Origin of the sequence: Nocardioides sp. OK12 (genome assembly GCF_024341885.1) — a bacterium.
In the GTDB taxonomy this organism is placed as follows: Bacteria; Actinomycetota; Actinomycetes; order Propionibacteriales; family Nocardioidaceae; genus Nocardioides; species Nocardioides marinisabuli.
This window is the reverse complement of record NZ_BNET01000001.1, coordinates 347,872-361,402: the sequence shown is the minus strand read 5'-3', so window position 1 is coordinate 361,402 and position 13,531 is coordinate 347,872. Positions and strand designations below refer to the sequence as shown.

The window sequence follows — 13,531 nt, the reverse complement described above, 5'->3', positions numbered from 1 at the left end:
CCTGCCCCGCCGGGCTATTCCCGACCGTCGCCTCAGCGCCGGGGCACCTCGACCCGCACGACCTCGCGCGAGCGCCGGACCACGTCGGTGCCGTCGTAGACGACCCGCACCCGGTGGGTGCCGGGGTCGAGCCGGGCCAGCCGCAGCCGCACGACGCCGCCCTCGAGCTCGGCGACCTTCTCGCGGTCGCCGACCAGCAGCCGCACCACTCCGCCGGGCTCCGCGACCCCGACGGCGGTGACGGACACGTCGGCCACCACCTTGCGCGTGCGCCCGACCGCGTCGACCACCATCGACGAGCGGGTGGTGACCGGGCCGTCGGTGCCCAGCACGCCGGTGTACGTCGTGTAGCCGGGTCGCGAGACCTCGACGGTGACCTCGAGGACCCGGCCCACGTCGCCCTCGCCGAGGGAGTAGCGGCGTCCGCCGGCGCCGACGGAGGAGCCGGTGACGACCTGGCCGTCGCGGCGCCAGGTGTAGGTGACCTCGGCGTCGGCGGGGGCGTAGGTGCCGCGCCCGACCTCGAGGGTCTTGCCCAGGCGGGCCTTGCCCGTGAGCGTGAAGGGCTCCGACACCACGAGCACGCCCGGCGCCACCCGGCCGGCGTCGACCGCGACGGTGCTGGTGCGGTAGCCGTCGAGGGTCGCGGTCTCGCGCACCTCGACCCGCTTGTCGACCAGCTCCGGCGTCAGCCGCAGCCGCGCCGTCGTGGCCCCCTCGAGGGGCGAGCCGTCGGCGTACCACTGCAGGCCGGTCTGCTCGGGGGTCGGCTCGTAGCCGCCGCGGGTCGCGGTCAGGACCTCGTCGACGCGGGCGGTGCCGGTGACGGTGGGCGCGCTGCGCGTGGTGAGGGTGCCGGGCTTGACCTTGCTGGTGCGCGAGGACGTCGCGGTGCCGTCGGCGTAGCCCTTCTTGGTGGCCACGACGGCCACCGAGAGGCGGTTGCGGCGCTGCGCGGCGGTGGGGGTGAACGTCTCCTCGTCGGCGCCGGCGATCGGGGTGTTGCCGGCGTACCACTGCAGGCGGGTGCTGCTCGCGGGCTTCCAGCTGCCCGGGGTGGCGCGCAGGGTCGCGCCGACCGCGGCGTCGCCGGTGATGCTGGGCGCCTCCTGCGCCTCGACCTGCTGGTCGCGGAAGTGGATGAAGCCGGTCGGCCAGCCCGAGCCCGACGTGGTGATGCGGCGCCAGTGGAAGTCGCCGCCCCAGGAGTCCTCCGAGACGATGATCTCGTCGGACGAGACCACCTGCTCGACGTAAGCCAGGTGGCCCACGGACCCGCCGCCGGGCACCCCGGCGCGCCACCAGGCGATCGAGCCGACGACCGGGGTGCCGTCGACCAGGTGCTTCATGGCCTCGCCCCAGTTGGTGGCGTTGCCGCTGCCGGTCCACGGGCGCTCGTTGGGCATCCCGTTCTGCACCAGGCGGTAGGCGACGTAGTTGGTGCAGTTGTGCCCGGCGTACATCCGCCAGTACATCTGCTGGCCCGCGGTGCGGTAGCCGGCGTGCGAGTAGCCCTTCGACTCGCACGAGGCGTAGCCGGTGCACAGGTAGGTCGAGTAGCCCTGCGCCGGCACGGCCGGCAGGACCACCAGGGAGACGGCCAGCGCGAGCAGCAGCCCCACCAGGCGTCCCGCGCCCCGGCGGGCGCCCGGCCCGGGGGGTCGGCTCGTCACAGCACGCAGCGCATCCCGAGTCATCATCACGAGTGGGGATTAAACCCCACGTCAAGCACCGACACGCCGGTCGAGTCGATTTTTTTCACTTTTGTCACACCGGTCGCAGCAGGACTCACCCGCCCCAGGAGACCCTGCCACGCCGGGCCCGGCGCGGCCAGGGGTGCTCCGGCTATCTGGTTGCGGTCCCGGGGCCGGGCGGTGCGATGATCGGCGCCATGCCTGGAACCAACCTCACCCGGGACGAGGCCGCCACCCGCGCCGCCCTCCTGGACGTCACGTCGTACTCCATCGACCTGGACCTCACGACGGGCGAGAAGACCTTCGCGTCCACGACCACCATCTCCTTCACCTGCAGCGAGCCGGGGGCGGCCACCTTCGCCGACCTCGTCGACGCGACCGTCCACGAGATCACCCTCAACGGGCGCAGCCTCGACCCCGCGACGGCGTACGCCGACAGCCGGATCGCGCTCGACGACCTCGCGGCCGACAACGAGCTGGTCGTGCGGGCCGACTGCACCTACTCCCACACCGGCGAGGGCCTGCACCGCTTCGTCGACCCCGCCGACGACCGGGTCTACCTCTACTCGCAGTTCGAGGTGCCCGACGCCCGGCGCGTCTACACGACCTTCGAGCAGCCCGACCTCAAGTCGGTCTTCAGCTTCCGGGTCACCGCGCCCGAGGACTGGAAGGTCGTCTCCAACTCCCCCACCCCCGAGCCGCAGGGCCTCGGCGACGGCCGCGCCGTGTGGGAGTTCGAGCCCACGAAGCCGATGTCGACCTACATCACCGCGCTGATCGCCGGCGAGTACCACGAGGTCCAGGACTCCTACGAGGGCAAGCACGGCACCATCCCGCTGGGCCACTACTGCCGCCAGTCGCTGGTGGAGTACCTCGAGCGCGACCTCGACGACGTCCTGACCATCACCCGGCAGGGCTTCGCGTTCTTCGAGGAGGCCTTCGACTTCCCCTACCCCTTCGGCAAGTACGACCAGCTCTACGTGCCGGAGTACAACATGGGCGCGATGGAGAACGCCGGCGCCGTGACGCTGCGCGACGAGTACCTGCCGCGCTCGCGCCAGCCGCGCTCGTTCTACGAGTTCCGCTGCTCGGTGATCCTGCACGAGATGGCCCACATGTGGTTCGGCGACCTGGTGACCATGAAGTGGTGGGACGACCTGTGGCTCAACGAGTCCTTCGCCGAGTGGGCCTGCTACCACGCCGAGGTGGAGGCCACGGAGTTCACCGACTCCTGGACCGGCTTCGCCAACGCGCGCAAGCAGACCGGCTACCGCGCCGACCAGCTGCCCAGCACGCACCCGATCGCGGCCGACAACCACGACCTCCAGGCCGTCGAGGTCAACTTCGACATGATCACCTACGCCAAGGGCGCCTCGGTGCTCAAGCAGCTGGTGGCCTGGGTCGGCCTCGAGGACTTCCTCGGCGGGCTGCAGCAGTACTTCACGGACTTCGCCTACGGCAACTCTGAGTTCGCCGACCTGCTCGCCGCGCTGGAGAAGTCCTCGGGCCGCGAGCTGTCGGGCTGGGCCAAGGAGTGGCTGCAGACCGCCGGCGTGAACACCCTCAGCGCCGAGTTCGACCTCGACACCGAGGGCCGCTACACCCGCCTGGCCGTGCGCCAGGGCGCCCACCCCGACTGGCCGCAGCTGCGTCGCCACCGCCTCGGGATCGGCCTCTACAACGAGGTCGAGGGCCGCCTGGTGCGCACCCGCTACGTCGAGACCGACGTCGAGGGCGAGCTCACCGAGATCGCCGATCTCGCCGGGGAGGCGCAGCCCGACCTGCTGCTGCTCAACGACGCCGACCTGACCTACGCCAAGATCCGGCTCGACGAGCGCTCGCTGGCCACCGCCATCGCGGGCCTCTCGCGCGTCGACGACTCGCTGGCGCGCGCGCTGGTGTGGGGCGCGGCGTGGGACATGACCCGCGACGCCGAGATGGCCGCCACCGACTACGTCGAGCTGGTGCTGGCCAACATCGGCAGCGAGACCGACCCCTGGGGCGTCAGCCGGATCCCGAGCACCGCCGCGACCGCGGCCTCGGCGTACTCCGCACCCGAGGGGCGCGCCGCCCTGCTGGCGCGCTGGGAGACCGGGCTGCGCGAGCTGGCGCTGGCCGCCGAGCCCGGCAGCGACCAGCAGCTGACCTTCGTGCGCTCCTACGCGGGAGCGGCGCACAGCGACCGCGCCCTCGACGACGTGGCCGGCCTGCTCGACGGCACCTGGGAGATCGAGGGCCTCAGCGTCGACCAGGACCTGCGCTGGTCGCTGGTGACCTCGCTGGCCGCCGCGGGCCGCGCCGGCTCGCGCATCGAGGACGAGCTGGCCGGCGACGCCACCATCTCGGGCCAGGAGCACGCCGCCGCGGCCCGCGCCGCCCGTCCCGACGCCGACGCCAAGGCCGAGGCGTGGGAGCTGGCGGTCGAGCGCACCGACGTGCCCAACGAGACCGCCCGCTCGATCGTGTTCTCGTTCATGCGCCAGGGCCAGGAGGACGTCCTGGCGCCGTACGCCGACAAGTACCTCGAGGCCGCCGAGACGCTCTGGGACCACCTGGGCACCCACCGCGCCTCCACCGTGCTCAACTACATCTTCCCCAGCCCGCTCGCGAGCGCGGAGCTCGTGGAGAAGGTCGACGCCTGGCTCGAGCGCACCGCGGCGCCCGCCGCCGCCCAGCGCTTCGTGCTCGAGGGCCGCGCCGACGTGCTGCGCGCGCTGGCCGCCCAGGAGCGGGACGCCCGCCGCTGACGGCCGAGCGGTCACTTCTGAACCACCGAGAGGTCACGTCTGAACCTCTCGGCGGTCAGGAGTGACCGCTCGAAGGTTCAGAAGTGACTGCTCGGCTGTCAGGCCTGGGCGTGCAGGGTGCGCGGGGGTCGCGCGTGCTCGGCGAGCATCTCGATCCCGCGGCGCAGGCCGCCGGCGAGGTCGCCGGCGGCGAAGTCCTGCTGCATGTGCAGGGCGGCCAGCTCGACCTCGCGGTCGCTGAGGGTACGCCGCACGAACCCGCCCGTGACGATCTCGAGGAACCGCTGGGTCGGGTCGACCATGATCAGGATGCTGCGCGAGGGCGCCACGAGCGTGTTGTGCAGGCTCGTCGCGAAGGCCCGGGGCTCGCCCTCGGCGTTGCCGACGAAGACCGAGATCTCCATGCGGCACAGCTGCTCGGCGCGACGGATCGTCGCGTCGAGCGCCGCGTGCTCGGCGGAGGAGAAGGGGTCACCAGCGGGCACTGGAGCCACCCGCCTGCGAGTCGTCGCTGTCGGGGGCCGCGAGCTCACCGGTGGCGCGGCGCGGGCCGCCGATCCACTGGTTCTCGACCGGCGGCGCACCCGGCGCCACCCGCTCCCCGCGCGCCAGCGGCGGGCCGTAGACCAGCGCCGTCAGCACGAGCACGCCGAGCACGGGCAGCCCGACGAGGACCAGCAGCCAGCCGAGCGGGTCGACGGCGGCCGGGTCGGACCAGCCCTCGGGGACGTCGGCGGCGGCCGGTGCGGCGCTGAGCACGACGGCGGTGCCGGCCGCGCCGAGCGCGAGCAGCAGCGTGCGGGCACGACGGGCCAGGACGGAGGAGGTGATCAGGGTGCTCACGACCGAAGGATATCGGCTCGCCGCCCACCTCTCGAACCGCGCCCACCCCCCTGGTCACCCGGGCCGGAAGCGGGGCGGGAAGCGGGGCGGGGAACAGCCGTCGGCCCGCCGGACGTGACCCGGTCGACACGTGCAGGGTTGGGGGTCGGCACCGGCCACCTGTTTGACTGGCAGGCATGGTTCCCCTCGTATCCCTGTCCTCCCTGATCAAGGGTCGGTGCGACGAGTCCGAGCAGGTCTGCAACTGGGTCAAGGACCAGACCGGCAGCAACAAGCTCGCGAACACCGCCGACCTGCTGATCGGCAAGCCGATGGCGGTCCTGGGGCTCGTCCTCCTCGGCTTCGTGCTGCGCTGGGTGCTGCACCGCGTGGTGGACCGGATCGTGGCCCGCGCCCAGGACGGGGTGCTGCCCGACCAGGTGCACCGCTTCCGCAAGGGCCGCGCCGCGAAGGTGCAGGCGGCGAGCGAGTCGCTCAACGCCACCCGCCGCGTGCAGCGGGCCAAGACGATGGGGAGCCTGCTCAAGAGCATCATCACCGGCCTCGTGCTGGCGATCGTGGGCACGATGGTGCTCAGCGAGATCGGCGTCAACATCGCCCCGATCATCGCCAGCGCCGGCATCGTGGGCCTGGCCGTCGGCTTCGGCGCCCAGTCCCTGGTCACCGACTTCCTCTCGGGCGTCTTCATGATCTTCGAGGACCAGTACGGCGTCGGCGACGAGATCGACCTGGGCGAGGCCATCGGCACCGTCGAGGCCGTCAGCCTGCGCGTCACGCGGCTGCGCGACATCAACGGCACCGTCTGGTACGTCCGCAACGGCGAGATCGCCCGGGTCGGCAACATGAGCCAGAACTGGGCCCGCACCGTGCTCGACGTCTCGGTCTCCTACGACGCCGACCTGGTCGAGGTGCGCCGGGTGCTCGAGGACGTCGCCCACGACCTGTGGGACGACGAGGACTTCAAGGGCAAGGTCATCGAGGAGCCCTCGGTCTGGGGCGTGCAGGACCTGGGCGCCGACGGCATCGCGGTGCGGGTGGCGCTCAAGACCGCCCCCGGCCTGCAGTGGGGTGTCGCGCGCGAGATGCGCCAGCGCATCAAGGCCCGCTTCGACATCGAGGGCATCGAGATCCCCTTCCCGCAGCGGGTGGTGTGGCACCGCGACGAGCGCGACGCCCGGGGTGCCTCGGAGGAGCCCGCGGCCGACAGCGAGATGATGGGCCGGTGACGTTCTACGACGAGATCGGGGGCGAGGCGACGGTCCGCGCGATCGTCCACCGCTTCTACGAGGGCGTGGCCGGCGACGAGGTGCTGCGCCCGATGTACCCCGAGGAGGACCTGGCCCCGGCCGAGGACCGCTTCGCGCTGTTCCTGATGCAGTACTGGGGCGGGCCCACGACGTACTCCGACACCCGGGGCCACCCCCGGCTGCGGATGCGCCACGCCCCCTTCGCGGTCAACCCCGAGGCCCGTGACCACTGGCTGCTGCACTTCCGGGCCGCCCTCGACGAGGTTGACCTCACCGAGGAGCAGCGCCAGACGTTCTGGGACTACGTCACCCACGCCGCCCAGTTCATGGTCAACACCCTCGACTGACGGGCCCCGCCCGACCGCTCGACCGGCTCGACGGGTCGGCTCAGCCGGCGCGAGCCAGCATCGCCACGAGCGGCTCGCGCTGGGCCGCCGGCGGCGGCGCCGAGCGCCCGGTGCCCGCGTCGACGAAGACGAGCACCACCCGGGCCCGCGCCAGGACGGTCCCGCCGTCGCAGATCTCGCTCTCGACGACCACCGAGCTGGTGCCGACGTGGCTGACCCACGACCAGGCGTCGTACGCCGCCTCGCGGTGCAGGATCGGCACCTTGTAGTCGACCTCGGCGCGCGCCAGGACCATCGAGGCGCGGCTCGCCCCGGCCGGGTCGTCCCACAGGCGCGCCAGGAGCGAGATGCGGGCCTCCTGCAGGTACTCGAAGTAGCGCACGTTGTTGACGTGGCCGTAGACGTCGACGTCGCTGAAGCGCACGTGCACGGGGTAGTGCCCGGCCTCCTCGCGGTGCGCCGGGGTGCGGGTCGCCCGCTCCCCCGGGCCGGGGTCCTCGACGTAGGCGGCGAGCGCCTGGCGCTCCTCGGCGGTGAGCCGCCGCGGCCGCTCCTGGCTGAAGACGAAGGGGGTCAGCACGGTCGTGGCCGTGAGGTGGACGGTGCGGCTGCCGTCGGGGTGCTCGTCGAAGATCTCGTAGGCCATCGTGAAGCTGGCGGCGCGCACCTGCACCACCCAGCACTCGATGCTCACCGGCGCGAACCGGAACTTTAGGGGCGTGCGGTAGTCGACCTCGTGGCGCACCACGACCAGGCCCTCGACGAGGCCCTCGGCCGACTGCTGGGCGGCGGCACCGCCCCGGTGGTGGCGCATCATGTCGACGCGCGCCTCCTGCAGGTAGTCGACGTACACGACGTTGTTGACGTGTCCGAGCAGGTCGAGGTCGGCCCATCGCACGGGGCACTCGTAGCGGTGGCGCATCGGGCGATCGTGCCAGACCCGCCGGGCGCCCGCGGGTCAGCGCGCGCCGCTGAGACCCCGGTAGTAGACGGGGATGCTCAGGCCGGCCGCACGACGGCGACGGCGGTGGCCGGTGAGGGCGGTGGCGGCGACACCCGTGACCACGGCACCGACCAGCGCCGCGACGGCGAGGGTGAGGACGTAGAGGACGGCGACGGGGGTGGTGACGGTGACCATGTGGAGCTCCGGGTTCTGCTGCGGGACGTCGGACATACCGAGAGTACGTCCGCGTCGGCCCGACCGGACCCCACGTGGGGGGAGACCCGCGACACGTCCGCCGACCCGCACCGGACCCTCGACTAGGGTGGCAGCGACTTCATCGTCCCCGAACAGAGAGCCGGTCCCCATCCATGCCTGAGGCAGTCATCGTCTCCACCGCCCGCTCGCCCATCGGCCGCGCCAACAAGGGTTCGCTCAAGGACATGCGTCCCGACGACCTGAGCGCGCTGATCATCAAGGCCGCGCTCGACAAGGTCCCGGCGCTCGACCCCAACAGCGTCGACGACCACTACATGGGCGTGGGCCTGCCCGGCGGCGAGTCGGGCAACAACCTGGCGCGCGTCGTCAACGTCCTCAACGGCATGGACGACGTGCCCGGCGCGACCATCACCCGCTACTGCTCCTCCTCGGTGCAGACCACCCGGATGGCCTTCCACGCCATCAAGGCGGGCGAGGGCGACGTCTTCATCTCTTCGGGCGTCGAGACCGTCTCGCGCTTCGCCAAGGGCACCTCGGACCACTGGCCCGACACCCACAACCACCTCTTCGACGAGGCCAAGGCCCGCACCGACAAGCTCGCCGAGGGCGGCCAGGACTGGGTCGACCCCCGCGAGAACGGCGCGCTGCCCGACGTCTACATCGCCATGGGCCAGACGGCCGAGAACGTCGCGCGGCTGCGCGGGCTCGACCGCAAGGAGCTCGACGAGTTCGGCGTCCGCAGCCAGAACCTCGCCGAGAAGGCGATCAACGACGGCTTCTGGGCCCGCGAGATCACCCCGGTGACGCTGCCCGACGGCACGGTCGTCTCGGCCGACGACGGCCCGCGCGCCGGCGTCACCTACGACGCGATCAAGGACCTCAAGCCGGTCTTCCGTCCCGACGGCGTCGTGACCGCGGCCAACTGCTGCGCCCTCAACGACGGCGCCGCCGCGGTCGTCATCATGAGCGACACCAAGGCCGAGGAGCTCGGCCTCAAGCCGCTGGCGCGCATCGTCTCCACCGGCGTGAGCGGCCTGTCCCCCGAGATCATGGGCCTCGGCCCGGTCGAGGCGACCCGCAACGCCCTCAAGCACGCCGGCATGAGCATCGGCGACATCGACCTCGTCGAGATCAACGAGGCCTTCGCCGCGCAGGTGGTGCCGTCCTACCAGGACCTCGGCATCGACCTGGACCGCCTCAACGTCAACGGTGGCGCGATCGCCGTGGGCCACCCCTTCGGCATGACCGGCGCCCGCCTGCAGAACACCATGCTCAACAGCCTGGAGTGGCACGACAAGAGCACCGGCCTGATCACCATGTGCGTCGGTGGCGGCCAGGGCATGGCGCTCATCCTCGAGCGTCTCTGAGCCACCCGCTGACCCGGGCCCCACGGCCCGCTCGACGAGACCCCCGGCACCTCGGTGCCGGGGGTCTCGCCCGTCCTGGGTGTGCCGCGCGGCATGGGGGCCGCACTACAGTGTGGGGCGTGACCAGCACCGACAGCTCCCCCGCCCGCGTCACCGGGCGCTGGCTCGACACCGAGCAGCAGCACGCCTGGCGTGCGCTCGTGCTCGGCTCGACGCTGCTCTTCGACCGGCTCGACGACGACCTGCGGCAGGGCTGCGGGCTCTCGCTGACCGAGTACGAGATCCTCGTGCGCCTCTCCGAGCGCGACGGGCGCCTGCGCATGGCGCAGCTCGCCGACGCGCTGGCGCACAGCCGCAGCCGGGTCACCCACACGGTGGCCCGCATGGAGCGGGCCGGCCTGGTGGAGCGCCGCTCCTCGCCCGAGGACGGCCGCGGCATCATGTGCTGGTTGACCGACGCCGGGCGCGAGCTGCTGGAGCGGAGCGCACCGGTGCACGTCAACGGCGTGCGCGACCACCTCGTCGACCTCGTGCCCGCCGAGGACCTCGCGGCGATGGGACGGGTGATGAACGCCGTCTCCGACGCCCTGGTGGCCTGCCACCCCGAGATGGAGATCCGCCAGCCGGGCCGCTGAGCGGTCCCGGCCGGCGGGCCGAGCGGACTGCTAGTCGCGCGTGAGGCGACGGTGGGTGACGCGGTGCGGACGCGCCGCCTCGACACCCAGGCGCTCGATCTTGTTCTCCTCGTAGGCCGCGAAGTTGCCCTCGAACCAGAACCAGCTCGCCGGGTCGTCCTCGTCGCCCTCCCAGGCCAGGATGTGGGTCGCGACGCGGTCGAGGAACCACCGGTCGTGGGAGGTGACCACGGCGCAGCCGGGGAAGTCGAGCAGCGCGTCCTCGAGCGAGGACAGGGTCTCGACGTCGAGGTCGTTGGTGGGCTCGTCGAGCAGCAGCAGGTTGCCGCCCATCTTCAGCGTCAGCGCCAGGTTGAGGCGGTTGCGCTCACCTCCGGACAGGACGTTGGCCTTCTTCTGCTGGTCGGGGCCCTTGAAGCCGAACGAGGCGACGTACGCGCGCGAGTTCATCTCGAAGTTCGCGACCTTGATGAAGTCGAGCCCGTCGGAGACGACCTCCCACACGTTCTTGGTCGCGTCGAGGCCGCCGCGGCTCTGGTCGACGTAGGAGATCTTGACGGTCTGACCCACGTCGAGCGAGCCCTCGTCGGGCTGCTCCTGGTCGGTGATCATCCGGAACAGGGTGGTCTTGCCGACGCCGTTGGGGCCGATGACGCCGACGATGCCGGCGCGGGGCAGCGAGAAGGACAGGTCGTGCATGAGGGTGCGGCCCTCGAAGCCCTTGGTCAGGCCCTTGGCCTCGAGCACCACGTCACCGAGCCGGGGCCCGGCCGGGATGTTGATCTCGGAGGTGTCGATCTTGCGCATCCGGTCGGCCTCGGCCGCCATCTCCTCGTAGCGCGCGAGCCGCGACTTGCTCTTGGCCTGGCGCGCCTTGGGGTTCGAGCGCACCCACTCCAGCTCCTTCTCGAGCATCTTGGCGCGCTTGGCGTCCTTCTGCCCCTCGACCTTGAGCCGGTCCTTCTTGGTCTCCAGGTAGGTGGAGTAGTTGCCCTCGTAGGGGTGCGCCTGGCCCCGGTCGAGCTCGAGGATCCACTGGGCGACGTTGTCGAGGAAGTACCGGTCGTGGGTCACGGCCAGGACGGCGCCCGGGTAGCTGGCCAGGTGCCCCTCGAGCCACTGCACCGACTCGGCGTCGAGGTGGTTGGTGGGCTCGTCGAGCAGCAGCAGGTCGGGCTGCTGCAGCAGCAGCTTGCACAGCGCGACCCGGCGGCGCTCGCCACCGGAGAGGTTGTCGACCACGGCGTCGGCCGGCGGGCAGCGCAGCGCGTCCATCGCCTGGTCGAGCCGGCTGTCGAGGTCCCAGACGTTGGCCGCGTCGAGCTCGCTCTGCAGGTCGCCGGCCTCGGTCGCGACCTTGTCCTGGTCGGCGTCGGGGTCGCCCATCATCATGTAGAGCTCGTCGAGGCGCGCCATCTTCGCCTTGGTCTCGGCGACCGCCTCCTCGACGTTCTCGAGGACCGTCTTGCCCTCGGTGAGCGGGGGCTCCTGCTGGAGCATCCCGACCGTCGCACCGGGGTCGAGGATCGCGTCGCCGTTGTTGGCGTGGTCGAGCTGGGCCATGATCTTCAGCAGCGACGACTTGCCGGTGCCGTTGGGGCCCACCACGCCGATCTTGGCGCCGTGAAGGAACGAGAGGGTGACGTTGTCGAGGACGACCTTGTCACCGTGGGCCTTGCGCACGTTGCGCAGTGTGAAGACATATTCCGCCATGTTTCCGAGCCTAGTTGCTCGGCCCCGCCCCGGCTCCCCGGGGTCCCCCGCCCCGGGCCCCCGCGCGAGCGGGGCGCGCGCTCAGCGCTCGGCGAGCGCCTTCGACAGCCCGCCGCGCGCGCGGGTGTACGCCGCGAGCTCGGCCTCGACGGGGCTGACCACCAGGTCGTGGGCGACCGCGCCGACCGCCTCGCGCAGCCGGGTGTCGGCCACCGAGGCGCGTCGTCTGGCCGTGCCGGCCACGAGTCCCCGGCACACCAGTGCCAGCAGCACCCCGAGCCCGACCCCGCCGAGCAGCAGGAGCAGCGGCAGCGCGACCCCGGCGTAGACGGGGGTGTCGTCGAGGGTGCCGGACAGGGCGGTGGCCACCGTCCAGGCGCCGCCGACCAGCGCGGTGACGACCAGCACCCACTGCAGCACCCGCACCACCCCGGCCCAGACCGGGATGCGGGAGGTCTGCAGGTCGACGCCGCGCAGCGCGTCGTCGAGCCGGTCGCCGATCTCGGGCAGGCGCTGCACCGAGGCGCGGCGCACCGCGTCGGCCCAGGGGCGCCCGAGGCCCTGCGTCGCCTCGTCGACCAGGGAGCGCACCTCGGAGTCGACCCGGGCCCGCTGCACCGACGTCGTCTCGGGCACCGCGCTCTCGCGACCGCGCAGCGCCTTGGCGGAGCCGCCGAGGTCGAGCTGCATCTTCTTGAGCGGGTCGGGACGCAGCCGGCTGGTCCACGAGACCAGCGGCCAGCCGGTCGCCCGGCCGGCCCGCAGCCGGGTCGAGCGCTCGACGGCCTCGACCACGGTCGGCACCCCGGCGGCCTCGGCGAAGGCGTCCTGCATCGCGTGCACCCGCTGGTCGGACAGCGCGCGGGTCGGCGCGGCACCCCCGGCCTCCTGCAGGCGGGCCGCGGCGGCGCGCACGTCGGACTCGATCCGCTCGGCGGTCATCTTCTTGGCCCGCACCCGCGACTCGATCTCACCGCGCAGCTCGTCGAGGCCCAGGCCCTGGCGGGCGCTGATCCCGATCACGGGCACCCGGCCCAGACCGTCGGCCTCGAGCAGGCGGCGTACGTCGGCCAGCATCGCCTCGCGGCCCTCGGCCGGCACGGTGTCGATGTGGTTGAGCACCACGACCATGACGCCCTCGTGGGTCTTCAGCGGCGCCAGGTAGCGGTCGTGGATCGCGGCGTCGGCGTACTTCTGGGGGTCCAGGACCCACACGAGCATGTCGGCCAGCGCCACCAGGCGGTCGACCTCGAGGTGGTGGGAGACCTCGGTCGAGTCGTGGTCGGGCAGGTCGAGCAGGACCACGCCCTCGAGCGCCTGCGACTCGCGCCGGGTGTCGAGCATGGAGTCGCGGGTGGTCTGGTGCCGCGGCGGGATGCCCAGCCAGTCGAGCAGCTCACCGGCGCCGTCGCTGCCCCACACGCAGGCGGTGGCCCACGACGTGGTCGGTCGACGTACGCCGACCGCGGACAGCTCCAGCCCGGTCAGGGCGTTGAAGGTGGAGGACTTGCCCGAGCCGGTGGCGCCGGCGATCGCGACCACGGTGTGCGCGGCCGAGAGGCGCAGCCGGCTGGTGGCCCGGTCGACCACCTTCTCCGCGTCGTCGACGAGGGCGTCGTCGAGCCGCCCGCGCGCCGCCTCGGCGGCGGCGGCGAGACCATCGATGCGGGCGCCGGTGTCGGTCCCACGGGTGACCAGCTTCTTGGCCCCCTCGAGCAAGGACGTCATGTTCTCCCACTCAGCGTGCGGTCAGTGCTGGGCGACACCCTAGGGGGCCGC

Annotated in this window: 12 protein-coding genes; 5 read left to right on the top strand and 7 right to left on the bottom strand. The window is 72.3% G+C overall.

The window, feature by feature from the left end; all coding sequences use genetic code 11:
• Positions 1-32: 32 nt before the first annotated feature.
• Positions 33-1,673, bottom strand: a complete 1,641-nt coding sequence (locus tag OCU29_RS01820; RefSeq protein ID WP_261818583.1) for a CHAP domain-containing protein — start codon at positions 1,671-1,673, stop codon at positions 33-35.
• A gap of 218 nt (positions 1,674-1,891) precedes the next feature.
• Here OCU29_RS01820 and pepN point away from each other — a divergent pair, with 218 nt between their 5' ends.
• Positions 1,892-4,441 (top strand): aminopeptidase N, encoded by a 2,550-nt coding sequence (gene pepN / locus OCU29_RS01815; RefSeq protein WP_261818582.1) that lies wholly within the window; start codon positions 1,892-1,894, stop codon positions 4,439-4,441.
• A gap of 98 nt (positions 4,442-4,539) precedes the next feature.
• Here the strand turns inward: pepN and OCU29_RS01810 are convergent, their stop codons facing one another.
• Entirely contained in the window at positions 4,540-4,926 is a 387-nt protein-coding gene (locus OCU29_RS01810; RefSeq protein ID WP_261818581.1) for a DUF5130 domain-containing protein, read from the bottom strand.
• On the bottom strand, positions 4,913-5,284 hold the full coding sequence (locus tag OCU29_RS01805) for a hypothetical protein (RefSeq protein ID WP_261818580.1): 372 nt from the start codon (positions 5,282-5,284) through the stop codon (positions 4,913-4,915). Before OCU29_RS01805 ends, OCU29_RS01810 begins: the two co-directional genes overlap by 14 nt.
• 176 nt (positions 5,285-5,460) lie before the next feature.
• Between OCU29_RS01805 and OCU29_RS01800 the strand changes: the two genes are divergently transcribed.
• Both OCU29_RS01800 and OCU29_RS01795 read left to right on the top strand, forming a co-directional pair.
• Positions 5,461-6,510: a mechanosensitive ion channel family protein gene (locus tag OCU29_RS01800; protein WP_261818579.1), complete on the top strand. Its 1,050-nt coding sequence runs from the start codon at positions 5,461-5,463 to the stop codon at positions 6,508-6,510.
• Positions 6,507-6,878 carry a globin gene (locus OCU29_RS01795; protein ID WP_179615813.1) on the top strand — a complete coding sequence of 124 codons (372 nt, stop codon included), beginning with the start codon at positions 6,507-6,509 and terminating at the stop codon, positions 6,876-6,878. The genes OCU29_RS01800 and OCU29_RS01795 overlap by 4 nt, the downstream gene beginning before the upstream one ends.
• A gap of 40 nt (positions 6,879-6,918) precedes the next feature.
• Here OCU29_RS01795 and OCU29_RS01790 read toward each other — a convergent pair whose 3' ends face one another.
• Together OCU29_RS01790 and OCU29_RS01785 are read right to left on the bottom strand one after the other, a co-directional pair.
• Positions 6,919-7,800 carry a thioesterase family protein gene (locus tag OCU29_RS01790; protein ID WP_261818578.1) on the bottom strand — a complete coding sequence of 294 codons (882 nt, stop codon included), beginning with the start codon at positions 7,798-7,800 and terminating at the stop codon, positions 6,919-6,921.
• Between the two features lie 36 nt (positions 7,801-7,836).
• Positions 7,837-8,052 carry a hypothetical protein gene (locus tag OCU29_RS01785; protein WP_261818577.1) on the bottom strand — a complete coding sequence of 72 codons (216 nt, stop codon included), beginning with the start codon at positions 8,050-8,052 and terminating at the stop codon, positions 7,837-7,839.
• Positions 8,053-8,189: 137 nt separating this feature from the next.
• On the opposite strand from OCU29_RS01785, the gene OCU29_RS01780 reads away from it, so the two are divergent.
• Positions 8,190-9,404, top strand: coding sequence for an acetyl-CoA C-acetyltransferase (locus OCU29_RS01780; RefSeq protein WP_179615810.1), 1,215 nt, complete (start codon positions 8,190-8,192; stop codon positions 9,402-9,404).
• A gap of 119 nt (positions 9,405-9,523) precedes the next feature.
• Positions 9,524-10,039 (top strand): MarR family winged helix-turn-helix transcriptional regulator, encoded by a 516-nt coding sequence (locus OCU29_RS01775; RefSeq protein WP_179615809.1) that lies wholly within the window; start codon positions 9,524-9,526, stop codon positions 10,037-10,039.
• Positions 10,040-10,069: 30 nt separating this feature from the next.
• Here OCU29_RS01775 and ettA read toward each other — a convergent pair whose 3' ends face one another.
• Both ettA and OCU29_RS01765 read right to left on the bottom strand, forming a co-directional pair.
• Positions 10,070-11,752: an energy-dependent translational throttle protein EttA gene (gene ettA, locus OCU29_RS01770; protein WP_179615808.1), complete on the bottom strand. Its 1,683-nt coding sequence runs from the start codon at positions 11,750-11,752 to the stop codon at positions 10,070-10,072.
• Between the two features lie 81 nt (positions 11,753-11,833).
• Complete coding sequence (locus OCU29_RS01765; protein WP_261818576.1) at positions 11,834-13,480, bottom strand: GTPase; 1,647 nt, start codon at positions 13,478-13,480, stop codon at positions 11,834-11,836.
• Positions 13,481-13,531: the final 51 nt, after the last annotated feature.

Bases quoted from the DNA above. Each gene is read 5' to 3' on its own strand.
- ettA (WP_179615808.1), bottom strand. From the start codon at position 11,752: ATGGCGGAATATGTCTTCACACTGCGCAACGTGCGCAAGGCCCACGGT.
- OCU29_RS01800 (WP_261818579.1), top strand. From the start codon at position 5,461: ATGGTTCCCCTCGTATCCCTGTCCTCCCTGATCAAGGGTCGGTGCGAC.
- OCU29_RS01765 (WP_261818576.1), bottom strand. From the start codon at position 13,480: ATGACGTCCTTGCTCGAGGGGGCCAAGAAGCTGGTCACCCGTGGGACC.
- OCU29_RS01780 (WP_179615810.1), top strand. From the start codon at position 8,190: ATGCCTGAGGCAGTCATCGTCTCCACCGCCCGCTCGCCCATCGGCCGC.
- OCU29_RS01785 (WP_261818577.1), bottom strand. From the start codon at position 8,052: ATGTCCGACGTCCCGCAGCAGAACCCGGAGCTCCACATGGTCACCGTC.
- pepN (WP_261818582.1), top strand. From the start codon at position 1,892: ATGCCTGGAACCAACCTCACCCGGGACGAGGCCGCCACCCGCGCCGCC.
- OCU29_RS01790 (WP_261818578.1), bottom strand. From the start codon at position 7,800: ATGCGCCACCGCTACGAGTGCCCCGTGCGATGGGCCGACCTCGACCTG.